Here is a 25,457-nt window from a genome sequence, read left to right on the forward strand (position 1 = left end):
CTACGCACCGACACCCTCACCGACCTCCTCCTCACCCCCAGCCGCCCCGAAGGCCCCTGCAACGCCGATCACTCCGACAGTGCCGACGGTGCCGACAGTGCCAATCACGACGGTGGGGTGGCGGAGCCGCGGATCCGGGCGCACGTCAATGTCACAGTGCCTGTGCTGACCCTCCTGGGCCTCGACGAGGCACCGGCCGACCTCGAAGGCTACGGACCCATCCCCGCCGACACCGCACGCCGCCTGGCCGCCCACGCCCCCTCCTTCACCCGACTCCTCACCCACCCCGAAACCGGGGCCGTGCTCAGCGTCGGCCGCACCACCTACACCGTCCCGGCCGACCTCAAACAATGGCTACGCGTCCGCGACAAGACCTGCCGCCACCCCGGCTGCAACACCCCCGCCTCCCGCTGCGAACTCGACCACACCGTGCCCTGGTCCCACCACGGAACCACCAACCACGACAACCTCGCCCACCTCTGCCGCACCCACCACATGCTCAAAACCCAAGGCATCTGGCACTACACCCAACACACCCCCAACAACCCCAGCACCCCCAGCACCCCAGGCACCCCCGGCAGCCCCGGAACCCTCACCGCGACCTCCCCCACCGGCCGCACCTACACCACCACCCCCGACCCACCACCCTTCTGACCGCACGTTCCAATCGCGCGTTACCCATCATCCCCACAGGAATATGCCGCAGGAATATGCCGCAAAAACGAGAGTGATGTTGTCGAAGAGGTGGACTGGGAATTTAATCGATCTCGAAGAACGCGAGCCATGCAAATGCGCCGCCTCCAGTACGGACGAGCTCCACGAATTCGATGCCCTTTGCGCCTGCAGCGCAGTTCCAGCACGATCACTCATTCGAATACCGCCCCGACGCCGGCAGGAACACCACCAGCGATGCCTGCCCGCCCGGGCGGACGACGTCGTTGCTCTGGACCGCCGCGGATGTGACGGATAGGCTCCACGCCATGATGACCAGTCAGGCCCGATCGGGTCGCTCCCGGACAGGCAACCTGGTCGGCACCTGATCCGCGCTCCTCCTTGCGTCGCTGTACAGCAATCCCGACAGCCCACGCACACAAGGAGATCCAATGACAGCGCACTTCAACCACACCATCATCGCCTCGCTCGACAGCGCCGCCATGGGCGCGTACTACCGCGACCTGCTCGAAGCAGCGGACGCCCCCGCCTGGGGGCCGTTCACCAACATCCTGCTCCCGGACGGCGTGCTGCTGCAGTTCGCGAGCCCGCCCATGGAGTTCCCTCCCCAGCACTACGCCTACCTGCTCGACGACGACCACTTCGATCGCGCGTACGCCAGGATCGTCGCTGCAGGTACCGAGCACTGGGCCGATCCGCAGCGCACTCGCCCCGGAGAGACAAACACCGAACACGGCGGCCGCGGCGTCTACCTCCGCGACCCGTCCGGCCACTACCTGGAGCTCATCACGCGGCCCTACCTTTAGGCAGGACGGGGCGGCTGTGGTCTCGGGCAACGGCCTGACGCTAGGCTCGCCAGGTGACCCACAACACTTCGTCCTCCGACGCTCCCGACGCTTCCACCTCCCCCGGCACGCCCCCGGCACGCCCTGCGACGGCGATCGACGCCGTCGCCACGTCCTACTACGAGACCCTGCTCGAACTGATGCCGAACTTCGCCACCGAACTGGGCATCCCCGGCCACGAGACCGAGTACCAGGACTATTCGCCCGCGGGCATCGAGGCCCTGGCCGAGGCCACCCGGGAGACCCTGCTCCGCCTCGACGACCTGCAGCCCACCGACGACGTCGACGCCGTCACGCTCGACGCCATGCGGGAGCGCCTCGGACTCGACCTCGAGATCCACGAGACGGGCCTCGCCTACGCCGAACTCAACAACATCGCGTGCCCGGCGCAGAATATCCGTGCGATCTTCGACCTCATGCCCACCGACACTGTCGAGCACTGGACCCACATCGCCGGCCGCATGGCGAACGTGCCCGCCGCGATCGACGGGTACACCTCGTCACTCCGTGCAGGCCGCGAGCGCGGCCTTGTCGCCGCACGCCGGCAGGTCTCCATCGTCATAGAGCAGTCGACGAAGTACGCGGAGGACGGCGGCTTCTTCGACGCGCTCGGCGCCACCACGAGCGCGGGCGACGACGAGCTTCCCGAGCCCGTGCGCGAGCAGCTCCGCGCCGGCGCCGATGCCGCCCGTGCCGCCTACCGCGCCCTGGCCGCGTTCCTGCAGGACGACCTGCTGCCCACCGCACCCGAGAAGGACGCCGTAGGCCGCGACCGCTACGCCCTGATGTCCCGCCTGTTCCTCGGTTCCGCCGTCGACCTCGAGGAGACGTACCAGTGGGGCGTCGAGGAACTCGACCGCGTGATCGCGGAGCAGGAGGCCGTGGCGAACGAGATCCGCGAAGGCGCGAGCATCGAGGAGGCCATGCGCCTCCTCGACGAGGATCCCGCCCGCCAGCTCCAGGGCACCGAGGCCCTGCAGGCGTGGATGCAGGAACTCTCGGACAAGGCCGTCGACGCCATGGCCGGGGTGCACTTCGACATCCCGGACATCATGCGCCGCCTCGAGTGCAGGATCGCCCCGACCAACGAGGGCGGCATCTACTACACCGGGCCGAGCGACGACTTCTCCCGCCCGGGCCGCATGTGGTGGTCCGTGCCCGAGGGCGAGGACTCCTTCACCACCTGGAAGGAGACCACCACCGTCTACCACGAGGGCGTGCCCGGCCACCACCTCCAGGTCGCGACCGCCACCTACCAGCGGGCCCTGCTGAACCCCTGGCGCCGCAACGCCATCTGGGTCTCGGGCCAGGGCGAGGGCTGGGCGCTGTACGCCGAGCGCCTCATGCAGGAACTCGGCTTCCTGTCCGACCCCGGCGACCGCCTCGGCATGCTCGACGCCCAGCGCATGCGAGCGGCCCGCGTGGTCTTCGACATCGGCGTGCATCTCGAACTCGAGGTGCCCGAGCGCTGGGGCGAGGGCACCTGGACCCCGGAGAAGGGCTACGACTTCCTGAGGAAGAACATCGCCATCAGCGAGGGCCAGCTGGATTTCGAGTACACGCGCTACCTCGGCTGGCCGGGGCAGGCACCGTCGTACAAGATCGGCCAGCGCCTGTGGGAGCAGGTCCGCGACGAGGTGCGCGCCCGCGAGGGCGATGCCTTCGATCTCCGCGCCTTCCACACGCGCGCGCTCAACCTCGGCTCCGTGGGACTCGACACGCTGCGCCGCGCCCTGGTGTCCTGACCCGTCCGGCCGCCGTCGTTCCTGCCTTCTCCGCCGTCCACCTGCCATCCCCGGCGCATACCGCCGCGACACGCACTCCGGTGGGCAGGAACCAGGAACGACGGCGGCTGCCCGGCCGCGATGTAACATTTCGCAACTCCCGCTTCACTTGGGTATAAAGCTCCCCCTAGTGTTTCGGGCGTGTCTACTGAAACCAGCTCCCCGCCCTCGCGGCGCCGGTTGCCCCGCTGGGCGACCTCCTTCGGCCCGCAGATCATCGCGGCCCTCCTGGTCGGGCTCGCCCTCGGCCTCCTCGCCAAGTACACGGGCCACACCAAGGAGACCCCGAACGGTCTGGGCACCACGCTCGCGACGCTCGGCTCGAGCTACGTGGCCCTGCTGCGTGCCGCCGTCGTCCCGCTGATCTTCACCGCGGTCGTCAGCTCCATCGCCAACCTCCGGGCGGTCAACAACGCGGCACGTCTCGCGGGGCAGACCCTGCTCTGGTTCGCGATCACCGCGCTGATCTCCGTGGTCATCGGCATCGGCCTGGGCGTCCTCTTCCAGCCCGGCGCGGGCACCGGCGCCACCCCGCCCGCCGAGTACACCGGCAGCACGGGTAGCTGGTGGGCGTTCCTGACAGGACTCGTCCCCGCGAACTTCCTCGGCCTCCAGGCGTCGTCGTCCGTCGCCGAGTCCGGAGCTGTCACCACGGCACTGAACTTCAACGTGCTGCAGGTGCTCGTCGTCGCGATCGCCGTCGGCATCGCGGCCCTGAAGGTCGGCAAGCAGGCCGAGCCCTTCCTCACCTTCAACGCCTCGGCACTGGCCGTCATCCAGAAGGTCCTCTGGTGGATCATCCGGATCGCCCCGCTCGGCACCGTGGGCCTGATCGGCAACGCCGTGGCCGTCTACGGCTGGGACACCATCGGCTCGCTCGGCAAATTCACGCTCGCCATCTACGTGGGCCTCGCGCTCGTGCTGTTCGCCGTCTACCCCGCACTCATCAAGGCGCACGGCCTGTCGGTCCGTCAGTACTTCTCGGGTGCCTGGCCCGCCATCCAGCTGGCCTTCGTCTCCCGCTCGTCGGTGGGCACGCTCCCCCTCACCCAGCGCGTCACCGAGCGCAATCTCGGCGTGCCGCGCGGCTACGCCTCCTTCGCCGTGCCGCTGGGCGCGACGACGAAGATGGACGGCTGCGCCGCCATCTACCCGGCCATAGCGGCGATCTTCGTGGCCCAGTTCTTCGGCATCGAGCTGACCCTGGCCCAGTACTTCCTCATCGCCCTGGTCTCGGTGCTCGGCTCCGCGGCGACCGCCGGCACCACCGGCGCCGTCGTCATGCTGACGCTCACGCTCTCCACGCTGGGACTCCCCCTCGCCGGCGTCGGGCTGCTCCTGGCCGTGGATCCCATCCTCGACATGGGCCGCACCGCCGTGAACGTCGCGGGCCAGGCGCTCGTGCCCACCATCGTGGCCCGGCGCGAGCAGCTCCTGGACCTCGACCTCTACAACGCCCGGCGCACCGGCGACCCGTTCGCCGACGACAGCGCCATCGACGAGGTCGACGCGGCTGCACCGAACGACGGCATCTCGGCGTCCGTCACCCGCTAGCCGCCGCCCGTCCTGCGGCCCGTCCCGGCATCCCGGGGCGGGCCGTCGCGCGTCTCCGGCTAACGATTCGGCGCCGATCCGCCGGATGCCGGCGCTTTCCCTCCCCTCCGGGAGGACCATTGATGCACCTATCCAGTTCGACCCAGGTGGTGCGCCATGATCACATCGCGCATGACGGAGAAACTCTCCGCCACACTCGCCGCACTCGCACTTGCAGGTGGCCTCGGCCTTGCAGGAGCGCCTCCGGCGTCCGCCGCGTACTGCGGCATCTCCTGGGGCTCGACGACGAAGGTCGTCGGCTCCTACTCCTCCGGTCCCGTCACCGATGTGCGCTCCGGGCGGCACGAGTGCTTCGACCGACTCGTCGTCGATGTCCGGGGCCGGGCACCGGGCTACATCGTGAGGTACGTCGGTGATGTCCGCCAGGACGGGTCCGGGCACGTCGTCCCGCTCCGTGGGGGCGCCCGGCTCGCGGTCATCGTCCGCGCCCCGGCGTACCGCAACGGCCACGCGACATATCTCCCCTCCCATCGCGCCGAAGTCGTCGATGTACGCGGGTACTCGACCTTCCGCCAGGTCGCCTGGGCGGGGAGCTTCGAGGGCCAGACGACGATCGGACTCGGGGTACGGGCACGCCTCCCGGTCCGCGTCATCGTCCTGCCGGGCCACGATGGCGGATCCAGGGTGGTGATCGATGTCGCGCACCGCTGGTGAGACTCCTGTCGGTCCCGTCCCCTTGCAGGGACGGGACCGACGGGTGCCGGTCACTGCCGAAGGGGCCTCTAGGCTTGGCGTATGACGGCCCGCCTGATCCTCGCCTCCAAGTCCCCCGCCCGCACCAAGCTCCTGGCCGACGCCGGCATCGGCCACACCATTCTGGTCTCCGACGTCGACGAGCCCGCCGTCGTCGCCGCGTACGGGGAGATCGAGCCGCACGACACGTCCCTGCTGCTCGCGCGGGCCAAGGCCGAGGCCGTCGCGGCGCTCGACGACGCCGACGACGCCCTCGTGCTCGGCTGCGACTCGGTGTTCGAGTTCGACGGCGAGGCACACGGCAAGCCCTACGAGCCCGCCGTCGCGATCGAGCGCATCAGCCGGATGCGCGGGCGCTCCGGCGTCCTGCACACGGGCCACTGGCTCGTGGACACGCGCGACGGCGGATCGGGCGCCACGATCGGTGCGGTGTCCTCCGCGACCGTGTACTTCGGTGCGATGTCCGACGCCGAGGTCGCGGCGTACGTGGCGAGCGGGGAACCCCTGCACTGCGCCGGGTCGTTCACCATCGACGGTCTCGGCGGCGCGTTCATCGAGCGCGTGGACGGCGATCCGCACGCCGTCGTCGGGCTGAGCATCTCGACGCTGCGCGGCCTCCTGCAGGCGGCCGGCGTCTCCGTCACTGATCTGTGGGCGCACGCGAACGCGTTGTAGGTTCTCTACAAAGGATGGGGGGACAACACTCCCCTTCGGCACGATTCATGGGCGGAAGCCGCCAAACCGGGCTAGGCTCCGAACTGAGAAAAAGGAGTTCACGCCCCATGAGCCAGTCCCCCCTCGCACCATTCGTGTCCACGGATGCCAGCAGCTCCCCCGATGCCGGCGTCCCCGCCGGCCAGCGTCGTCCGGTCACGAAGGTCCTGGTGGCCAACCGCGGGGAGATCGCCGTCCGGGTCATCCGCGCCGCCCGGGACGAGGGCATCGCCTCGGTCGCCGTGTACGCGGATCCGGACCGCAACGCCCTGCACGTACGCATGGCGGACGAGGCCTTCGCACTCGGCGGGGACACGGCCGCGGAGTCGTACCTCGTGGCGGACCGCCTGCTCGAGGCGGCCGAGCGCAGCGGCGCCGATGCCGTCCACCCGGGCTACGGGTTCCTGTCCGAGAACGCCGAGTTCGCGCAGCGCGTCATCGATGCCGGCCTCACCTGGATCGGCCCGTCCCCGCACTCCATCGCGCAGTTGGGCGACAAGGTCCAGGCCCGCCATATCGCCGAGCGGGTCGGCGCCCCGCTCGTCCCCGGCACCAAGGATCCCGTCGGGTCGGTGCAGGAAGTCATCGACTTCGCGGAGGAGTTCGGCCTGCCCATCGCGATCAAGGCGGCGTTCGGCGGCGGCGGCCGCGGCATCAAGGTGGTCCGCAGCCACGAGGAGATCCCCGAACTGTACGAGTCGGCGGTGCGCGAGGCGACGGCGGCCTTCGGCCGCGGCGAGTGCTTCGTCGAGCGTTTCCTGGACGCCCCCCGCCACGTCGAGACGCAGTGCCTGGCGGACGCCCACGGCAACGTCGTCGTCGTCTCCACCCGCGACTGCTCCCTGCAGCGCCGAAACCAGAAGCTCGTCGAGGAGGCACCCGCACCGTTCCTGTCCGAGGAGCAGAACACGCGGCTGTACGAGGCGTCGAAGGCCATCCTCCGGGAAGCCTCCTACCAGGGCGCCGGCACCTGCGAGTTCCTCGTGGGGCAGGACGGCACCATCTCCTTCCTCGAAGTCAACACCCGCCTCCAGGTGGAGCACCCCGTCTCCGAGGAGGTCACGGGCCTCGACCTCGTCCGCGAGCAGTTCCGGATCGCCCGCGGCGAGGAGCTCGGCTACGGCGACCCCGAGGTGCGCGGCCACTCGTTCGAGTTCCGCATCAACGGCGAGGATGCCGGCCGCGGGTTCATGCCCGCACCCGGCACGGTGCAGACTCTCACACTGCCCAGCGGCCCCGGCGTACGGGTCGATTCCGGCATCGAGGCAGGTGAGATCATCGGGGGCAACTTCGACTCCATGCTCGCCAAGCTCATCGTCAGCGGCGCCACCCGCGAGCAGGCCCTGCAGCGCGCCCGGCGCGCCATCGACGAGATGGTGATCGAGGGCATGCCTACGGTGCTGCCCTTCCACGCCGCCGTCGTCGCCGATCCCGCCTTCGCTCCCGCCGACGGCCCGTTCTCGATCCACACGCGCTGGATCGAGACGGAGTTCAGGAACACCATCGAGCCCTGGAAGGGCGCGGCGGACCCGGCGCCCGAGGAGGATTCCCGCCAGCGCGTGGTCGTCGAGGTCGGCGGACGCCGTCTCGAGGTGGTGCTGCCGGCCGGGCTCGGTGCGTCGACGAACGGCAAACCCAGCGCTCCGGCGAAGTCGAAGAAGTCCTCGCGGGCCCGCGCCGGCAAGGCCACCATGAGTGGCGACGAGCTGACTTCCCCGATGCAGGGCACCATCGTGAAGGTCGCAGTGTCCGACGGCGATGTGGTGGCCGAGGGCGACCTCATCGTGGTGCTCGAGGCCATGAAGATGGAGCAGCCCCTGACGGCGCACAGGGCGGGGACGGTGACCGGGCTGGCAGCAGCCCCGGGTGACACCGTCTCGGCCGGCTCCGTCATCGCGACCATCCGCGAGTAGCTCTCGCCGGGGCCGGCCGCCTGCCCTGTCCTCCTTCACCTGGGTCCCGGGCGTGTCCGCCCGGGCCCCAGCTGAAGGCCCCGGGCCCCAGCTGAAGGCCCCGGACCGAGCGGAAGGCCCGGACCGAGCGGAACGGTTCCGGCCCCGCCGTGGATCAGCTGCCAGGCAACCGTGCCGGTCGCCTGGCCGCCCTTGCCCTTGTTACCCGCATTCCCCGGGCCTTCCCCGCAGCTCCCTGCCCGGCCTTCCTCTGCTGCTCGGCCGCCGTGGCCGCTGCCTGCCGTCGACACTCGGGATGAACCCTTCACGGGACCCTTCAGTACCCGTGTTCCCGAGCCCCGCATCCTCCCCCTCGCCATCCCCTTCGCCGTCCCCTTCGCCGCGCCTTTCGCTCGCGGGAGCAGGCCCCGGCCGGACCGGAGCCCGGGTGGTTTCTCCGGCGGTGGCTGCCCGCGCCAACCTTTTTCCAAGGTCCACTTCCTACGGTCGTGACAGTTCAGTGCCCGTTCCGCCGATGGATGTAGCGGGAAGCTAGCAACGCCTAAGGAAGAAAAATGACAGATATCTTCGCATCCTTGGAGTCCGAGGTCCGCAGTTACAGCCGGGACTGGGACACAGTTTTCGACCGCGCCGCTGCAGACCACTTGTATAGCGAGGACGGCACAGAGTATTTGGACTTCTTCTCCGGAGCAGGTGCACTCAACTACGGGCACAACAATCCACTCCTGCTGGAACCGCTGATCGACTACCTGCGCTCGGGCTCTGTCATTCATTCGCTGGACATGAAGACGACGGCGAAGCGGCGCTTCCTGGAGACGTTCCGTGAACTCATCCTTCTGCCCCGGAACCTGGACTACAAGGTCATGTTCACCGGCCCGACCGGAACCAACAGCGTTGAAGCAGCGCTGAAGCTCGCTCGTAAGGTCACCGGCCGGCACCACGTGCTGGGATTCAGCAATGCGTTCCACGGCATGACCCTCGGCGCACTGGCCGTCACCGGAAATTCCATGAAACGCCACGGGGCAGGGATTCCCCTCAACAACACTTCGAGCATTCCCTACGAGGGGTACCTCGGCCGGGGGACGGACGACCTGCTGTGGTTGCAGCGCGCGTTGGAGGACAGCGGGTCCGGACTGGACAAGCCGGCTGCTGTCATCGTGGAGACCGTGCAGGGCGAGGGAGGGCTCCGAGCAGCCAGTGCAGGGTGGCTGCGCCGACTTTCCGCTCTCTGCCAGCAGCACGGCGTGCTTCTCATCGTCGACGACGTCCAGGCCGGGTGCGGGCGTACCGGCACGTTCTTCAGTTTCGAGGAATCGGGCATCCAACCAGACATCGTCTGCCTGTCCAAATCGCTCTCCGGCTTCGGTATCCCGCTTGCTGTGACGCTTTTCAAGCCCCAATTCGACATCTGGAAGCCCGGGGAGCACAACGGTACATTCCGTGGTCACAACCCGGCCTTTGTGACCGCAACTGCCGCGCTCGAGCATTTCTGGGACGGCCGTGGATTCGAACGGCAGATCGCTGCTCGGTCCGTCCAGTTGCACGGGGGTCTGGCCGCGATTGCTGACAGCATCGAAGGCGCCCACGTCCGTGGCAGAGGACTTCTGGCCGGTGTCTATTGTCCGGACCCCACCATGGCACGGAAAGTCGCCGCCGAATCCTTCGCCCGCGGCCTGCTCGTGGAAACCTCCGGGCCCGTGGGAGAAGTGGTCAAAGTCATGCCGCCGCTGACCATCAGCGCGGAGAACCTCGCCTATGGTCTCGCCATTCTTGCCGACGCGGTCCGTTCGGTCAGCGGTGAGCCGGCGGAGGACTTACCGGGCGTCCTGAGCGAGGAAGTCCTCGAATCAGGCTCACGATGAGAGCGCTCGAGCTCCCGCATGAAACTGCTGTGCGTGAGGTGGAAGACGCAGTGTCCCTGCCGCACAGCGCCCTTCCGATCCCCGGTCTGCTGCAGCCGGACAACCTCCCCGTAGGCACGAAATGACCGGCTCACCGGGGAACGTCATCGTGCAGAAGTACGGTGGCTCGTCCATCGCCGATGCCGCGGGGATTCGACGCGCTGCGATGCGGGTGGCAGAGGCGCAGGCGTCGGGATATCAGGTGGTCGTGGTGGTGTCCGCGATGGGCGACACCACCGACGAGTTGTTGGATCTGGCGGCAAGCATCTCCCCTCACCCCCGTGCCCGCGAACTCGACACCCTCCTGACGACCGGCGAACTCGTATCCGCGGCTCTGCTGGCGATCGCGCTGGCAGACCTCGGAGCCGAGGTGCGGACGTTCACCGGCAGTGAGGCCGGCCTCATCACCGACGACTGCCATGGGAAAGCACGCATCACGGACGTGAATCCACGCCGGTTACGGGCCTGCCTGGAGCGCGGACGGATTGCGGTGGTGGCAGGGTTCCAGGGCATCAGCGGGAAGGAAGGAACGGTCACCACGCTCGGGAGGGGAGGTTCGGACCTCACCGCCGTCGCGCTTGCAGCGGCTCTGGGAAGCGTATGCGAGATCTATACCGATGTAGACGGTATCTATACGGCAGACCCGCGGATCGTTCCCAGGGCCCGCAAGATCGAGATGCTCTCCAGCGAGGAGATGCTTGAGCTCGCGGCCTCGGGAGCGAAGGTTCTGCACCTTCGATGCATCGAGTACGCTCGTCGCTTCGGTGTTCCGATTCACGTACGGTCCTCGTTCGTGCAGAAGCGGGGCACCATGATTCTGCCGAGTGCGGACCAGTCGGGCCCGGACGCGCGTGCCGGCGAGCGAACCGTGGTTTCGAGTGTGGCAAGTTCCAACTCTGCTGCGCGTATCACTGTCACGGGCGTCCCAGACCGCTCCACAGCCACGGCGAGGTTGCTCGAGAACCTCTCCGCATCGGGTCTGCACATCGAGATGATCACCGGAAATCCTCGCCTTGCAGGCGGCCGGCTTTCGGATATCACCTTCGCTCTCCCTTCCGCGGAGCTGACGGCAGCCGTTGGCGTACTGCACGCAGCCCAGAACCACGTCGGCTTCGAGTCCCTCCATCACACCGACGAGATGGGAAGGGTCTCGCTCAATGGGCTCGGCATGCGCTCCTCCCCCATACCCTTCTACACGTTCTTCAAGGCGCTGACCGATGCAGGAATCAGCGTGCAGATGATCTCGATGTCCGAATTGTCCATCGTGGCTGTGACCCCTGCCGATCAACTGGCTGATGCTGTCCGCTCGTTGGAGACGGCGTTCGGGCTGACACCACCGCCAAGGGCGACGGCGACCGAACAGCGTGTCAGACGCACTTCCACCGCTCGGATTCGGACGGCCGCGGCAACGGGATAGGGGCAGCTCGCGTGGCATCCAGAGGAAAACGTAGGCGGTCACACGACGACGCCATCGCCGATCCGGCACAAGTACCCCCATATGACCAAGAGCACCACGGAGGGAGACACGGAGTGGCTCTGCTCGACAATTCTTCTCCGGAGCCGGGCAGCACCACCGTGCCGGTCCGGAAGCTGCCGGCGCACGCACCGGCGACAGGGACCCACCGGGTCGTCCACAACGACTTCGTAACCGCTCCCGCCCCGCGGGCCGTGGCAGCGGCCGATGAAGAGGCCGGCAGCATCGCCGTGTACTCCGGAGGCCCCGCACCGGCCCCTCGCACGCTGCTGGACATCCTCTTCCACACCGTCGACGAATACCCGCACGCGTCAGCTCTGGACGACGGCACCACGTCCTTGAGTTACCTCTCCCTGCTGGGGCGGATCGAAACGCTGGCCCTGGACCTGCGCGACCGCGGGATCGCCACCGGAGACCGGGTCGGCATTGTCATGGCGCCCGGCACCGTCGATCCCTACATCGCCGTGCTGGCCGTGCTCGCCCGGGGAGCGGCCTACGTGCCGGTTGATCCTGACGAGCCCGAGGGCTGGGCCACCACGGTGTGGGAGCAGGCCGAAGTCTGCGCCGTCATCGACGCCGGCCTTAAGGTCCGCACCGTCGTCGAAGCGCCCCCGCGGGGCGAGGATCGGCCGCCCACGGTCGACGACGATGCGCTCTCCATCTTCAGCCGCGGGGCGTCCGGCGGGCCGCAGGGGGTCGCCGTCTCACATCGCTCCGTGGCCGCACGGGTGGACGCGCAAGCGTTCGTCTTCTGCACGGCGGAGCCTCTCGGGCCCGGAGATCGCGTGCTGGGCGGCCTCACCGCCGGGTTCGATGTCGGATGCGACGAGATGTGGTTGGCCTGGCAGTCCGGCGCCTGCCTGATACCGGCTCCACGGGAGATCGTCCGCTCCGGCGAGGACCTTGGCCCCAGGATTGCCGAACGGGGCATCACAGTGGTGTCGGCGGAGCCTGCCCTGGTTGCGCAGTGGTCGGCGGAATCGCTCCGGAACGTCCGTCTTCTGATTCTTCGCGGTGAGGCGTGCCCCCCGGCCCTTGCAGCGCGGCTGGCGAGCCCGGAGCGGGAAGCCTGGAACACCTACGGGCCCGTCGGAGGCCCTGTCATCGCGTGTGCTGCAGCAGACGGGGCAACCCCGGTACGCGTCGGTTTCCCGCTGCCCGGCTGGCAGCTGGCCGTGGTGGACAAGGACGACCGGCCTGTCGCCTGGGGCGAGAAGGGAGAACTGGTCATCGGTGGGGTCGGCCTGGGTCGGTACCTCGACGCAGGTGAAGACGTTGTGAGGCATGCACCGATTGGCGCCCTGGGCTGGCCCAGGGTGTATCGCAGCGGAGATCTCGTGCGCGCCGACCGGGACAGCCCCGCTTATGCCGCGGCATCCGATGAGGCGGAGACGGCGGCTTTGGACCCTCTGCTGCTGCAATCCCCGCACCGCCAGAGTGTGCGCTGGTCGCCGGGCGAACGTCTGGAAGCGCTCTTCGAAGGCCAATGCGACGTGCTGCGCCGCGACGGCCGAGCGGGCCAGTTGGCCGTCGAGTCGAATGATGCGACGTTGACCTACGACCAGCTCGACGCGCGGGCCAATCAGCTGGCCCGTCACCTACTGGCCGACGGAGCGACGGCCGGCGACCGCATCGCACTGTTGTTCGACCACGCGGTATGGTCCTACATCTCGATGCTGGCGGTGCTGAAGATCCAGGCAGCCTATGTTCCGTTGGACGCCGGATTTCCCACGGACCGGATGGGCTACATCATGGAGGACTCCGAAACCAACCGGGTGCTGACCCTGAGCCACCTGGCCGACCTGCTGCCGGAGAACGGTCCCCGCGCCCTGAGTCTCGATACTGCCGCCGCGGACATCGCGGCCCAGCAGGACTCCCGCCTCACAGATGGCGAGAAACCCGATCCTGTCGAAGACCTGGCCTACATCATCTACACCTCCGGGTCCACCGGCCGCCCCAAAGGAGTGGCCATCGAGCACGCCAGCATCTGCAACTTCGTGCGGGTCGCCGCCGAGGTGTACGGATACAGGAACGACGACCGGGTCTATCAGGGGCTGACGATCGCCTTCGACTTCTCCGTCGAGGAGATGTGGGTGCCCTGGATGGTGGGGGCAACGCTGGTGCCCAAGCCGAGTTCCAAGAGCCTGCTCGGCGCCGACCTGGAACGGTTCGTGATCGACAACCGCATTACCGCCATGTGCTGCGTACCCACCCTGCTGGCAACCCTGGAGAACGAGCTCCCTGACCTGCGTTTCCTGCTCGTCTCCGGTGAGGCCTGTCCTCGTGACCTGGCCGACCGGTGGCACCGGCCGAACCGGCGATTCCTGAATGTCTACGGACCCACCGAGGCGACCGTGACTGCCACCTGGGACGTCATGCACCCCGACAAGCCGATCACCCTGGGGCAACCCCTGCCGACCTATACAGCCATGATTCTGGATCCCAGTGAGCCGCGGGCCCTGCCGCGGGGCGAGATGGGCGAGATCGGCATAGCCGGGATCGGACTCGCCGTCGGGTACATGAATCATCCCGAGAAGACGGGAGCAGCCTTCATCCCCGACTTCATGGGCATCCCGAACAATCCCTCCGGCCGCATCTACCGCAGCGGCGATCTCGGCCGCATCACGGAGGACGGCTTGATCGAGTACCACGGGCGCATCGACACCCAGGTCAAGATCCGCGGATACCGGATCGAGCTGTCCGAGATCGAGTCAGTGCTTCTTCAGGTGGCCGGGATCGCCCAAGCCGTGGTGGAGACCCATGCATCCGCACCGGGGATGACGGAGCTCGCCGCGTTCTACACGTTGCGCCAGGGCGTCACGGATCTTGCGCCGCAGATGATCAGGGAGGAGCTTCGCGACCGGCTGCCGAGCTACATGATCCCCGCGTTCTACGAGCAGCTGGACACCATGCCGATGCTGCCCAGCGACAAGGCCGACCGGAAGAACCTGCCGACACCGAGCACCCGGGTCAGCACCTCCGTCGATGCCGAGTACTGCGAGCCGGCAACGGACACAGAAGCGGCTCTCGCCGAGCAGCTCGCTGCTGTCCTGGGAGTGGAGAGGGTCTCCGTCGACGCCGACATCTTCGACCACCTCGGGCTCAGTTCCCTTCTGGTCGCCCACTTCTCCGCTGCGCTGCGGAAGAACACCGACCTGCCGCCCGTCGGTCTGCAGGTCATCTATGAGCATCCGACGGTCAGGGAACTGGCGGCTGCCATCACCTCACCGGCCGCCGCCAGCCGGTGGGCGGACCCGGAACCGTACGACCGGCCCAAGAGAGAGTCGGTCGGCACCCTCGAATTCGTGCTCTGCGGTGCCCTGCAGGCTGCGCTCGCCATCGGCTATTCCTACGCCCTCATCACGGCGATGGTGGTCGGCTTCCTCTGGATCATAGAAGCGCCGAACGTCCTGGAGATGTGGGGGCGTTCCATCGGCTTCGGAGTCGGCTTCTTCCTTGTACTCAGCCTGGTGCCGATCCTGCTCAAATGGCTGATCCTTGGCCGGTGGAAAGAAGAGGAAGTGCGCATCTGGTCCCTGGCCTACGTCAAGTTCTGGTTCGTCCGCACCCTCGTCAGGATGAACCCGCTGGCCCTCTTCGTCGGCACGCCGATCCTCCCGATCTACCTACGTCTGCTGGGCGCCAGGATCGGCCCGAACGTCGCCATCCTGTCCCCCCACCTCCCGGTGTGCACTGACCTGTTGACGATCGGTGGCGGGACAGTGATCCACAAGGATACGTATTACCTGTGCTACCGCGCCCGCGACGGATGGATCCAGACCGGGAGGGTCGCACTGGGCGAGAACACCCAGATCGGCGAGAAGTGCGTGCTGGACATCGGCTCCGCGATGGGGAACGGAGCGCAGCTGGGGCATGCGTCCTCCCTGCAGCGGCTGCAGTCGGTACCCGCGGGCGCGAGCTGGCACGGATCTCCCGCGGTGCCGAGCGAGGTGAACTACCGGCTGGTCGACCCCATGCCGTCGAGCCGGCGGCGGCGGGTCACCTACGGTGCGCTGGTTGTGATCAGCAGGCTGGGGCTCTTCGGTCCCCTGCTTCCGTTCTCCTTCGCGCTGCTCCTGCCCGCCTATCTGGAGACCGGTCATCTCGATTATGCGAACCCGGCGTTCTACGCGGATCTGGCGATCGCCTCCTTCGGATTGGTCTTCGGTGGCCTGTTCCTCGTTCTGGCCGCCGTGCTCACGATTCCCCGGCTCCTCAACCTGTTGATCAGACCGGACCGGGTGTACCCGCTCTATGGGTTGCACTATGCGGCCCACCGGCTCATCTTCCAGATGACCAATGTCTTCCAGTTCATGCACATCAGCGGGGACAGTTCCCTGGTTGTGCACTACCTCCGTCTTCTGGGCTACAAGCAGCCCAACCTGGAGCAGACGGGGTCGAACGTCGGGACGGAGCTCGACCACGAGAACCCCTACCTGACCAGCCTGGGCTCCGGAACCATGGTTTCCGACGGCGTGTCGATCATGAACGCCAATTACTCGAGTACGTCCTTCCGTGTGTCCGAGGTGAAGATCGGAGCGAGGAACTTCTTCGGTAACGACATCCCGTATCCCTCTGCAGCCCGCGTCGGGGACAACATCCTCTTCGGCAGCAAGGTCATGGTTCCCATCCACGGCGAGGTCCGGCAGGACATCGGTCTGCTGGGTTCGCCCGCATTCGAGATCCCGAGGTCGGCCGACCGGGACACATCGGCCCTCAAGATCACCAGCCGGGAGGAGATCCTCCGCCGGCTGCCCGCCAAGAACCGGCACAACGCGGTCTCGATATGCCTTTACCTGGCGAGCCGATGGATCCTCGCCTTCGCCGGCCTGCTCGCGGTCGCGCTAGCCATCACGTTGTTCCCGGGAATTCCGGGGCTCGGACTCTATGTCGGCGTCGTGGGCTTCGGCGCCTTCACGATCGCCTTCGTCATCGTGCTGGAACGTGCGTCCCAGGGATTCAAGGCGATGGTGCCGCTTCGATGCTCGATCTATGAGAGGAAGTTCTGGCAGCACGAACGGTTCTGGAAGTTCATCGCGTATCCGCTGCCGCTGTTCGATGGCACCCCGTTCAAACCCCTGTTCTGGCGTCTGCACGGCGTGCGGATGGGCAAGCGCGTCTTCGACGACGGCTGCGTCATTCCTGAGAAGACGCTTGTCACCATCGGCGACGACACCACTCTCAATATGTTCAGCGTCGTGCAGTGCCACTCGATGGAGGACGGCGTCTTCAAACGGGACGCCATCACCATCGGCCGGGGAGTCACCCTGGGTGTCGGCTCCTATCTGCTGTACGACGTCGTCATGGGCGATGGTTCGGCCCTGGAACCGGATTCCTTCCTGATGAAGGGCAGCCACGTGCCCGAGGGTGCCCGGTACGGCGGCAACCCCGCGCAGGAGATCGTCTAGAAAGCGAGAAACAGACCGACCATGAGTGAACTCCAGAACGAGCAGGGGCAGGAAACCGGCCCTGCAGGCGGAAAGCCGAAGCAGGGCCGGGCGCGCCTGGTCGGCATAGATGCGGCGCGTGGTCTGGCGTTGATCGGGTTGATGGCCGTCCACATCCTTCCGGACGAGAACGAGGACACCGGTGATCCGTCGTTGTCCTTCAACTTGTTCTATGGAGACTCGGCGGCACTGTTCGCCCTTCTCGCCGGAGTGGGTCTGGCGCTGGCCTCCGGTGGGAGCAAACCGCATGTGGGACGCAGGATGGCGGGAGACCGTCTGGGATTGGTGGCGAGGGCCCTTCTGATCGGAGTTGTCGCACTGGTGGTCTCGGCGTTCATGCCGCAGAATGACGACCCGCCGGCCAACGGTATCCTGCTCTATTATTCGGTGTTCTTCCTGCTTGCCATTCCGTTCCTGCACCTGAGAGCCAGGACACTCTTCCTCAGTGCAGCGGCCTTCGGTATCGTCGCGCCGATCCTGCTGCAGAACCTGGGTCCGCTACTGCCCCCGGGATCGTCCCTCAATCCCACGCTGGGGCTGATCTTCTCCGAGCCGGCCGGCGTGGCCTCGCAACTGCTGCTCACCGGTTCGTATCCGGCGCTGGCATATATGGTCTACATCCTGGTCGGTCTGGGGATAGGTCGCCTGGACCTGCGGAGGAGCCTCGTACTGGTCTGGATCGCAGGAGTCGGAGCCGGCCTGGCCATCCTGTCCAACGTCGTGTCGTCGCTCCTGCTGTACTCCGTGGGTGGTGGCTACGATCAGATGCTCGACGCCGGGATCGACGAAGACTTTCTGGACGAGTCCATCATGTTCGGACTCGCGTACATCCCGGATACCTCGGTCTGGTGGCTCGTCGTCCCGACTCCACACAACAACACGCCCTTCTCGATCGCCAGCAGCCTCGGCATCGGCCTCCTGGTGACCGCCGTACTCATCGCTGTCGGCCGGAAGGCGGGACGCTGGCTGACGCCCCTTGCCGCGATGGGGTCGATGACCCTGACCCTGTACTCTGCGCACCTACTCGCGCTCAGCACCGAGATGCACTACGACGACCCCGGCCTGTGGTTCGTCGTGCATGTAGCGGTCGCCATGGCGTTCGGCATGATCTGGAGCCGGCAAATGGGGCAAGGACCACTTGAGCGGATAGTCGCTGGGGCCGCGAGGAACTTCCGGCAGATCGTGGACGAAGAGCCCGCAGGCGGTGCTGCCGGGGCCTCCGGGCCGGTTTCCCGGTGAGGGACCTCCTTCCCCCGGGCACCTACGCGGAGGAGTGCTTCGGCGATCTGGTGCCCACCGCGGTTCTTCCGGAGGAACTCGCCGCAGTCAGGACCGCCACTGCCGCACGCCGACGGGAGTTCCACACGGTGCGAACCCTCGCTCGCCGTGCCCTCGCAGAACTCGCGCCGGAAGGCGGCCTACGATACCAAGCCCATGCGCTGCTGCCGGACGCCAGGGGCGCCCCGATCTGGCCCAGCGGCGTCGTCGGCAGTATGACCCATAGCGGGAACTACCGCGCCGCCGTGGTGGCCGGGTCGAGCACCTACTCCGCCATCGGGCTGGATGCGGAGCCGGGGCGTCCACTGCCGCCGGGAGTGTACGAGATCGTCTGCCGCCCGGAGGAACGGGTGATGATCGAAGCACTGTCGCGGAAGGAGCCGGGGCTGCCCTGGTCGTGCCTAGTGTTCAGCGCCAAGGAGTCTGTGTACAAGGCCTGGTACCCCCTGACGGGGGCATGGCTGGATTTCGAGGACGTATCGGTGCGGATCGAGCCCGGTTCGCGGACGTTTCGTGCTCGTCTGTTGGCGCCCGTCGGTGCGGACCGGACCAGCACGGTCGGGGAACTGGAAGGACGGTGGACGGTCACGGGCGACTTCGTCCTCACGACCGCGTACGTGCCGACGGGAAGTCCATGGGCAGCAGCCCGAGAACGTTAGAATACTCCTGATGTGATGCTGTTACGCAAAAAAGGACACCATGAATCGGCACCGGAAACGGCAGCGGAAGCGTCACCGACGCCGGCGCCGGATAGCGATAGCCTCGATCGCGGGGTTCAGCGCGGTCACCCTGCTGCTGACGCTTGTCACGGCCATCGGACTGCTGGACCGTTTCGGGCCGACGCCGCCTCCGACTCCGCAGGATCTCGGCGCGTACGCCCATCTGGAGGCTTTCCAGGCACTTGCCGACGAGCATGGCGATCGTGCTGCCGGCACTGCCGGATACGAGGCCGCCGCTCAGTACGTGGAGCAGCAGCTCGAGAGCGCCGGCTATCGCACCAGCCGCCAGTACTTCACCGTCGGACGTAGTGGCGAGGAATTCGAGACTTTCAGCGTCATCACCGAGACCGCCGGCGGCAGTGCCGACAATGTGATCATGCTCGGCGCGCACCTCGACGGGGTGTCGGACAGTCCGGCGATCAATGACAACGCCTCCGGCGTGGCGGCACTGCTGGTGGCCGCGGAGGAGCTCAGTGAACGGGACGAACCCACCAACAAAGTGCGCTTCGCGTGGTGGGGAGCCGAGGAGTACCGGGGGACGCCCGGTTCCAGATCCTACGTCGAGGACCTGGCGGATCATGACAGCGACGAGCTCGACAACATCGCCGCCTACCTGAATTTCGACATGGTCGCCTCACCGAACCATGTCATCGGGGTCTACGACGCGCGGGAATCGAACGGCGACTCCCGGAATGAAGTGCCCGACGGTTCGCTGGAGATCATGGAGTTCTTCACCGACTACTTCGACGCCCGCGACCAGCCGTGGGTAACAGTCAGCTGGGATATCGTTTCCGATCAGGTGGCGTTCACGGAGGAGGCCGTCCCGGTGGGGGGCCTGTTCACCGGCAGCAGTGAGCGGAAATCGGCAAGGCATGCGGACCTGTTCGGCGGCGCTGCAAACCAGCCACGGGATCCCAATTACCACACCTCCGGCGATGACATCAGCAACGTCGATCGGGAGGTGCTGGCCACCATGACCGACGCCATCATCCATGCCGCCATCAGCCTGGCCGAGGACAGCAGCGCCCTCGGGTAGGCCGGGCAGCCGAGCGTAACCGATGCGATCGACGTCCGGCGTCCCTAGTCGTCGGGCTTGCCCTTCCTGCCTGACTCCTCGGCCTTCTCAGCAGCTTTCTCAGCGGCCTTCTCCGCAGCCTCCCTGGCCTTCTCCTCGGCCTTGCGCTGCTGCTCGGCCGCCTTGTCCGCGGCCCTGCCGCCCTGTTCGCCCGGTACGGCATCCTCACCCGCTGCCTCTTCACCGGCGTCCACCGATCCCGTATCCGGACCGTCCTCCGCATTCTCCTCCGGGGTCGGGGCGGGTACAGGCTGGACCGGAGCAGGGGTGGGTGCCATCGGCGCGGGTTGCGCGGGAGGAGCATACGTCGCATCCGGCGCCGGCGTGTCGGTCGGCACCTCGACCGGCGCTTCGGTCGGTCCCGCCGGCTCCTCGCCGGGCACTCCGGTCGATGCATCGTCGGCCGGTACCCGGCCGGCCTCGAGGGAGGCGATCACCGCGTCGAGGCGCAGACCGATCGTGGTGGCCCGGTCCTCGGTGACGGTGCCCGCTGCGCGGGCCGCGTCCACCTCCTGCTTCAGGCTCTGCGCGAGGGCGATCGCTCCCCCCGCATCACCTGCGGCAGCGGCCGAGGCGATGCTGCGAACCTCGGCCTGGAGGTCGCTCGCCGTCGCGGTATCGATCGCGGGCGCCCCGCACCCCGTCAGGAGGACGGCGGCAGCGACCAGCACCGCGACCCGGGACCTGGTGGTACGGCTCATGGCCTCACGCTTTCGTAGAGTTCCTGCAGTCTCTGGCCTGTCTCGCCGGGCACCGTGGGCAGGGGCTCGACGGCGGGGGCGGGATCGCCACCGATCTGCAGGGCGACGGCCCAGAGCGCCACCGCCAGGACCACGACGGCCAGCACGGCGAGCAGCCAGAAGGAACGACGGCGGCGCCCTCGTGAGGCGGTGCCTCGCGGCGGAGCGTTCCTGGCCGCTGGAGTGCTCGGCCCCGATCGGGTGACGGCGTCTGCTGCATCGGTCTCGGATCGCTCCGGAGGCAGAGGACGCTCGGCGCTGATCGGGGCCGACGGACGAACGGACGGCCGAACGGACGGCCGATCGAGCGACGCGGAGGCAGCGAGCGCCGTGGCGCCGGCGTCGGCGTCGGCGTCGGACATCCGCGTCGCGTCGTCCTGCTGGACCGCCAAGCCCTGTGGAACCGGTACGCCGGAAGCCGGCAGAGCGGTGGTCGGCACGGTTCCACCGAACGCCGGCATGGCCTTCGTCGGGGACTCCGCGACGGGCAGGACCGTGGTGGTCCCGTGATCATGCCGCTGCGGGCCCATGGCCGTCAGGGCCCGGACCACCTGCGCGGCATCGGGTCGGTCGGCGGGCTCGTCGAGGGTCATCGACACCAGGAGCGCCGACAGCGCAGGACCGGCAGCATGCGGGATGGACGGGCTGCGGTGCAGGCGCGCCAGTGCGCTCTCGACCCCGGTGCCGGGGAACACCCGGTCTCCGGTGAGGGCCTCGATCATCACCAGGCCGAGCGAGTAGATGTCCGAGGGCTGCCCCACGCCGTCGCCCCGGGTCTGTTCCGGGCTGAAGTAGGCGGCACTCCCGATGACCTGGCCGGTGACCGTGACGCGGGTGCCGTCGAAGAACCGGGCGATCCCGAAATCGGTGAGGAGGTAACGGAACTGGCCGCTGTCCGGGTCGGCCTGCCGTGTCAGGATGTTGGACGGCTTGATGTCGCGGTGCACGATCCCCCGGCCGTGGATGTACTGCAGCGTCCGCGCGAGGTCCAGCGCCATGACCCGGACGTCCTCCTGACCGAGCGGCCCTCCGGCCTTCAGCAGGTCCCTCAGATCGGGGCCGTCGACGAGCTCCATGACCAGATAGGCGGCGCCGTCGTGCTCGCCGCCGTCCATGTCCAGCACGCGGACCAGACCCGGGTGGTCGAGCCCGGCGAGCATCCGGGCCTCCGCGGACCCGCGCTCCAGACCATCGGCGGTGCCGGGCCGGAATATCTTGATGGCGACGTCCCGCTCGAGCCTCGTGTCACGGGCGGAGAAGACGTCCGCCATACCCCCGGCCCCGATCCGCTCTCCTACCGCGTACCGGCCGGTCAGTGCCTGCTTCTCCATGCCACCCGCTTCTACTACCCCCGTCGACCCGCGTCCGGCCACACGAAGTCCTCGCGCCGCACCGGAACCGGTATGCCACCGGTCCTTCAAGTCTACGATGCGCCTCGATGACGGCGCCCGGGCCGCGGCGCAGGACATTCAGGAACGACGACGGCGCCGCACCCGGGTGGGTGCGGCGCCGCCGGACGGGCTGAGGAGCCCGTGATCGGGAAGCCGGGTCAGGCGACGTTGTTCTCGTAGTCGTTGTCCCGGGTCTCGCGCGAGATGTACAGCGCGATGAACGTCAGGACCGCGGCGACCGTCAGGTAGGCGCCGACGAGGACCGTGCTGCCGCCGGCGGCCTGCCACAGGGCCACGGCGATGAAGGACGCGGGTGCTGCGCCGATCATGCTCGACACGTTGTAGGCCACGGCGGATCCGGTGTACCGGACGTTGGCGGGGAACAGCTCGGGCAGCACCGCAGCCATGGGTCCGAACGTGAGTCCCATGAGGATGAACCCGATGATGAGCAGGGCCATCGCGCCGGCGGTCCCCGCGGCGAACAGCGGCGCCCACAGGAGACCGAAGACGGCGATGCCGACGGTGGTGGCGAGCAGCATCTTGCGGCGGCCGAAGCGCTCCGCGAGCGGCCCCGACACGATGGTGAAGATGCCGAAGAACACGACGCCGATGATGAGCATCCACAGGAAGTCGGTCCGTGCCATGCCGAGGCCGGGCACGAAGGCGGCCTCCTGCGCCGCGGTGAACTGCTTGCCGGCTGCTTCCGCGCGGGCCTGTGCCTGCTCGAGGCTCGACGGCGCCGTCCCGTAGGTCAGCGTGAAGGCCGTCATGAAGTAGAACAGCACGTAGGTGGCGAACATGATGAAGGTGCCGAGGATCAGTGCACGCCAGTGGAGGCGGAACGTGGTGCCGAGCGGGACCTTCACCACCTTGCCCTCCTTCTGGACCTTCTGGAAGGACGCGCTCTCGATCAGCTTGAGCCGAACGTAGAGGCCGATGATCACCATGACGGCGCTCAGCAGGAACGGAACCCGCCAGCCCCAGTCGAGGAACGCCTCCGGGCTGAGCGTGCTGCTCAGCAGGACGAACAGCAGGTTGGCGAGGATGAAGCCGATCGGCGCTCCGAGCTGCGGGAACGTGCCGTAGACGGCGCGCTTGCCCTCGGGCGCGTTCTCGGTGGCCAGCAGCGCGGCGCCGCTCCACTCACCGCCGAGGGCGAGACCCTGGAGGAAACGCAGCACCACGAGCAGCAGCGGCGCCAGGAAGACCCACCCCTCGTTCGTGGCCGCCGGGAGCAGGCCGATGAGGAACGTGGCGATACCCATGGTCAGCAGGGAGGCCACGAGAGTTGCCTTGCGGCCGACCTTGTCGCCGAAGTGGCCGAACACGATGGAGCCGAGCGGGCGGGCGACGAACGCGACGCCGAAGACGGCGAAGGAACTCAGGAGCTGGTTCGCGGACGTCTGGTTCGGGAAGAACAGCGCCGGGAACACGAGCACGGCGGCCGTGGCGTAGATGTAGAAGTCGTAGAACTCGATCGTGGTCCCGATGAGGCTGGCGAAGATCACCTTGCCCCGGGAGTTCAACGGTTTCGTGGTCCCGCTGGCACCAGCGGCGGTGGAGGAGGTCATGGTTGCGGCTTTCTCATACGAGGCACCGCCGCGGGGTGCACGAAGCTCCCGCAGCACGGCGCCCGCGCTTCACTTGAATCCTGATATCAGACCACCAGCGTCCAGCACGTGGATAAACGTGTCCACATGCTGGACGCCGGGAACCGGGGTGGGATCCGTGTGGGGCGGGCGGCAGCGCCGCGTCAGAGCCGCACGTGCAGGCGCCGCGCCGCCTCCGAGATGGACCCGGTCAGCGACGGGTACACCGTGAACGTGTTGGCGACGTCGTCGACGTGCAGCTTTTTGGTCACGGCGAGCGCGAGCGGGAAGATCAGCTCCGAGGCGCGCGGGCCGACGACGACGCCGCCGATCACCGTTCCGGAGCCCTTGCGCGAGATGACCTTCACGAAGCCGTCCTTGACGTTCATCATCTTCGCGCGCGCATTGGTGTGCAGGGAGAGCTTCACGATGTCGCCCTGGTACCGGCCGGACGCGATGTCCTCCTCTGTCACGCCCACCGTGGCGATCTCGGGGGACGTGAAGATGTTCGACGCGACCTGCTTGAGCTTGATGGGGCTCACGGAGTCGCCCATGAGGTGGGCGATGGCGATCCGGCCCTGCATCGCGGCCACCGAGGCGAGGGCGAAGACGCCCGTGCAGTCCCCCGCGGCATACACGTTCGACGCCGTCGTCCGTGAGACGCCGTCCACCTGGATGTGCCCGGACTCGCTCACGGCGACGCCGGCCTCCTCGAGGCCGATCCCGCTCGTGTTGGGGACGGCCCCGACGGCGACGAGGCAGTGGCTGCCCTCGACCGTGCGGCCGTCTCCGAGGGTCACGATCACGCCGGTGTCGGTGCGTTCCACGGAGTTGGCCCGCGAGCGGGACAGCACGGTCATGCCGCGGTCCTTGAAGACGCCCTCGAGCACCTCGGCGGCGTCGGCGTCCTCCCCCGGGAGCACGCGGTCCCGGCTGGAGATGAGGGTGACCTTGGAACCGAGACCGTTGTAGGCACTCGCGAACTCGGCTCCGGTCACACCCGAGCCGACGACGACCAGGTGCTCCGGGATCTCGCGGAGGTTGTAGAGCTGCGTCCAGTTGAAGATGCGTTCGCCGTCGGGCATGGCGCTCGGCAGTTCGCGCGGCGTGGAACCGACCGCGAGCAGCACGGCGTCGGCCTCGACGATGGTGGTCTCGCCGTCGGCCTCGACCTCGAGCCGGTGGTCGTCGAGCAGCTTGCCGGTGCCGATGAGCACCCGCACTCCGAGGCGTTCGAGGGTGGCGCGGATGTCCGAGGACTGCTCGAGGGCGAGCTTCAGCAGCCGCTGGTTGACCTTGTCCAGGTCCGCGTACACGGCGCTGTCGGCGGAGAAGTGCACCCCGAGGCCGCTCGCGTCCGTGAAGCGCGTCATGGTGTCCGCGGTCGCGATGAGGGTCTTGGACGGCACCACGTCCGTGAGCACCGCGGACCCGCCGAGGCCCTTGCGCTCCACGATGGTGACCTGCGCGCCGAGAGACGCCGCAACCATCGCCGCTTCGTAGCCGCCGGGGCCGCCACCGAGGATCGCGAGGCGCAGTGAACTGAGATCAAGTTGGTTCGTCACCGTCCGATTATTGCCCATACCACCGACATGCCCGAACGGCGCG

Annotated in this window: 17 protein-coding genes; 13 read left to right on the forward strand and 4 right to left on the reverse strand. The window is 67.8% G+C overall.

The window, feature by feature from the left end:
• The 13 genes from AC4D2C_RS15780 to AC4D2C_RS15840 form a co-directional block, all read left to right on the forward strand.
• A partial coding sequence (locus AC4D2C_RS15780) for an HNH endonuclease (RefSeq protein WP_490915791.1) occupies positions 1–654 on the forward strand: 654 nt, incomplete at its 5' end.
• A 449-nt stretch (positions 655–1,103) separates the two neighbouring features.
• Positions 1,104–1,478, forward strand: a complete 375-nt coding sequence (locus tag AC4D2C_RS15785) for a VOC family protein (RefSeq protein ID WP_490915792.1) — start codon at positions 1,104–1,106, stop codon at positions 1,476–1,478.
• Between the two features lie 53 nt (positions 1,479–1,531).
• Complete coding sequence (locus AC4D2C_RS15790) at positions 1,532–3,262, forward strand: DUF885 domain-containing protein (RefSeq protein WP_490915793.1); 1,731 nt, start codon at positions 1,532–1,534, stop codon at positions 3,260–3,262.
• A 180-nt stretch (positions 3,263–3,442) separates the two neighbouring features.
• Positions 3,443–4,855 carry a dicarboxylate/amino acid:cation symporter gene (locus AC4D2C_RS15795; protein WP_490915794.1) on the forward strand — a complete coding sequence of 471 codons (1,413 nt, stop codon included), beginning with the start codon at positions 3,443–3,445 and terminating at the stop codon, positions 4,853–4,855.
• A 171-nt stretch (positions 4,856–5,026) separates the two neighbouring features.
• Positions 5,027–5,569: an AMIN-like domain-containing (lipo)protein gene (locus tag AC4D2C_RS15800; protein WP_490915930.1), complete on the forward strand. Its 543-nt coding sequence runs from the start codon at positions 5,027–5,029 to the stop codon at positions 5,567–5,569.
• An 81-nt stretch (positions 5,570–5,650) separates the two neighbouring features.
• Positions 5,651–6,283 (forward strand): Maf family protein, encoded by a 633-nt coding sequence (locus AC4D2C_RS15805; RefSeq protein WP_490915795.1) that lies wholly within the window; start codon positions 5,651–5,653, stop codon positions 6,281–6,283.
• A gap of 47 nt (positions 6,284–6,330) precedes the next feature.
• Positions 6,331–8,235, forward strand: a complete 1,905-nt coding sequence (locus AC4D2C_RS15810) for an acetyl/propionyl/methylcrotonyl-CoA carboxylase subunit alpha (RefSeq protein ID WP_490915796.1) — start codon at positions 6,331–6,333, stop codon at positions 8,233–8,235.
• 554 nt (positions 8,236–8,789) lie between these two features.
• The gene (gene ectB / locus AC4D2C_RS15815) at positions 8,790–10,097 is read left to right on the forward strand and encodes a diaminobutyrate--2-oxoglutarate transaminase (RefSeq protein WP_490915797.1); all 1,308 of its coding nucleotides are present in this window, start codon (positions 8,790–8,792) and stop codon (positions 10,095–10,097) included.
• 121 nt (positions 10,098–10,218) lie between these two features.
• Positions 10,219–11,553, forward strand: a complete 1,335-nt coding sequence (locus tag AC4D2C_RS15820) for an aspartate kinase (protein ID WP_490915798.1) — start codon at positions 10,219–10,221, stop codon at positions 11,551–11,553.
• Between the two features lie 113 nt (positions 11,554–11,666).
• Entirely contained in the window at positions 11,667–17,018 is a 5,352-nt protein-coding gene (locus tag AC4D2C_RS15825) for a Pls/PosA family non-ribosomal peptide synthetase (protein ID WP_490915799.1), read from the forward strand.
• Between the two features lie 21 nt (positions 17,019–17,039).
• Positions 17,040–18,296 (forward strand): heparan-alpha-glucosaminide N-acetyltransferase domain-containing protein, encoded by a 1,257-nt coding sequence (locus AC4D2C_RS15830; RefSeq protein ID WP_490915800.1) that lies wholly within the window; start codon positions 17,040–17,042, stop codon positions 18,294–18,296.
• Positions 18,293–18,994, forward strand: coding sequence for a 4'-phosphopantetheinyl transferase family protein (locus AC4D2C_RS15835; RefSeq protein WP_490915801.1), 702 nt, complete (start codon positions 18,293–18,295; stop codon positions 18,992–18,994). Before AC4D2C_RS15830 ends, AC4D2C_RS15835 begins: the two co-directional genes overlap by 4 nt.
• A 40-nt stretch (positions 18,995–19,034) precedes the next feature.
• Positions 19,035–20,090 (forward strand): M28 family peptidase, encoded by a 1,056-nt coding sequence (locus AC4D2C_RS15840; protein ID WP_490915802.1) that lies wholly within the window; start codon positions 19,035–19,037, stop codon positions 20,088–20,090.
• A 44-nt stretch (positions 20,091–20,134) separates the two neighbouring features.
• On the opposite strand, the gene AC4D2C_RS15845 is transcribed toward AC4D2C_RS15840, so the two are convergent.
• The 4 genes from AC4D2C_RS15845 to AC4D2C_RS15860 form a co-directional block, all read right to left on the reverse strand.
• Positions 20,135–20,830, reverse strand: a complete 696-nt coding sequence (locus AC4D2C_RS15845) for a hypothetical protein (RefSeq protein ID WP_490915803.1) — start codon at positions 20,828–20,830, stop codon at positions 20,135–20,137.
• Positions 20,827–22,200 (reverse strand): serine/threonine-protein kinase, encoded by a 1,374-nt coding sequence (locus AC4D2C_RS15850; RefSeq protein WP_490915804.1) that lies wholly within the window; start codon positions 22,198–22,200, stop codon positions 20,827–20,829. The genes AC4D2C_RS15845 and AC4D2C_RS15850 overlap by 4 nt, the downstream gene beginning before the upstream one ends.
• A gap of 218 nt (positions 22,201–22,418) precedes the next feature.
• On the reverse strand, positions 22,419–23,831 hold the full coding sequence (locus tag AC4D2C_RS15855) for an MFS transporter (protein WP_490915805.1): 1,413 nt from the start codon (positions 23,829–23,831) through the stop codon (positions 22,419–22,421).
• Positions 23,832–24,013: 182 nt separating this feature from the next.
• On the reverse strand, positions 24,014–25,432 hold the full coding sequence (locus AC4D2C_RS15860) for an NAD(P)H-quinone dehydrogenase (RefSeq protein WP_490915806.1): 1,419 nt from the start codon (positions 25,430–25,432) through the stop codon (positions 24,014–24,016).
• Positions 25,433–25,457: the final 25 nt, after the last annotated feature.

The organism is Arthrobacter sp. TJ-240 (assembly GCF_058269195.1).

Excerpts from the sequence above, each read along its gene's own strand:
- AC4D2C_RS15785 (WP_490915792.1), top strand. The coding sequence starts at position 1,104 with ATGACAGCGCACTTCAACCACACCATCATCGCCTCGCTCGACAGCGCC.
- AC4D2C_RS15800 (WP_490915930.1), top strand. The coding sequence starts at position 5,027 with ATGACGGAGAAACTCTCCGCCACACTCGCCGCACTCGCACTTGCAGGT.
- AC4D2C_RS15805 (WP_490915795.1), top strand. The coding sequence starts at position 5,651 with ATGACGGCCCGCCTGATCCTCGCCTCCAAGTCCCCCGCCCGCACCAAG.
- AC4D2C_RS15810 (WP_490915796.1), top strand. The coding sequence starts at position 6,331 with ATGGGCGGAAGCCGCCAAACCGGGCTAGGCTCCGAACTGAGAAAAAGG.
- ectB (WP_490915797.1), top strand. The coding sequence starts at position 8,790 with ATGACAGATATCTTCGCATCCTTGGAGTCCGAGGTCCGCAGTTACAGC.
- AC4D2C_RS15820 (WP_490915798.1), top strand. The coding sequence starts at position 10,219 with ATGACCGGCTCACCGGGGAACGTCATCGTGCAGAAGTACGGTGGCTCG.
- AC4D2C_RS15830 (WP_490915800.1), top strand. The coding sequence starts at position 17,040 with ATGAGTGAACTCCAGAACGAGCAGGGGCAGGAAACCGGCCCTGCAGGC.
- AC4D2C_RS15840 (WP_490915802.1), top strand. The coding sequence starts at position 19,035 with ATGAATCGGCACCGGAAACGGCAGCGGAAGCGTCACCGACGCCGGCGC.
- AC4D2C_RS15845 (WP_490915803.1), bottom strand. The coding sequence starts at position 20,830 with ATGAGCCGTACCACCAGGTCCCGGGTCGCGGTGCTGGTCGCTGCCGCC.
- AC4D2C_RS15850 (WP_490915804.1), bottom strand. The coding sequence starts at position 22,200 with ATGGAGAAGCAGGCACTGACCGGCCGGTACGCGGTAGGAGAGCGGATC.
- AC4D2C_RS15855 (WP_490915805.1), bottom strand. The coding sequence starts at position 23,831 with ATGACCTCCTCCACCGCCGCTGGTGCCAGCGGGACCACGAAACCGTTG.
- AC4D2C_RS15860 (WP_490915806.1), bottom strand. The coding sequence starts at position 25,432 with ATGGGCAATAATCGGACGGTGACGAACCAACTTGATCTCAGTTCACTG.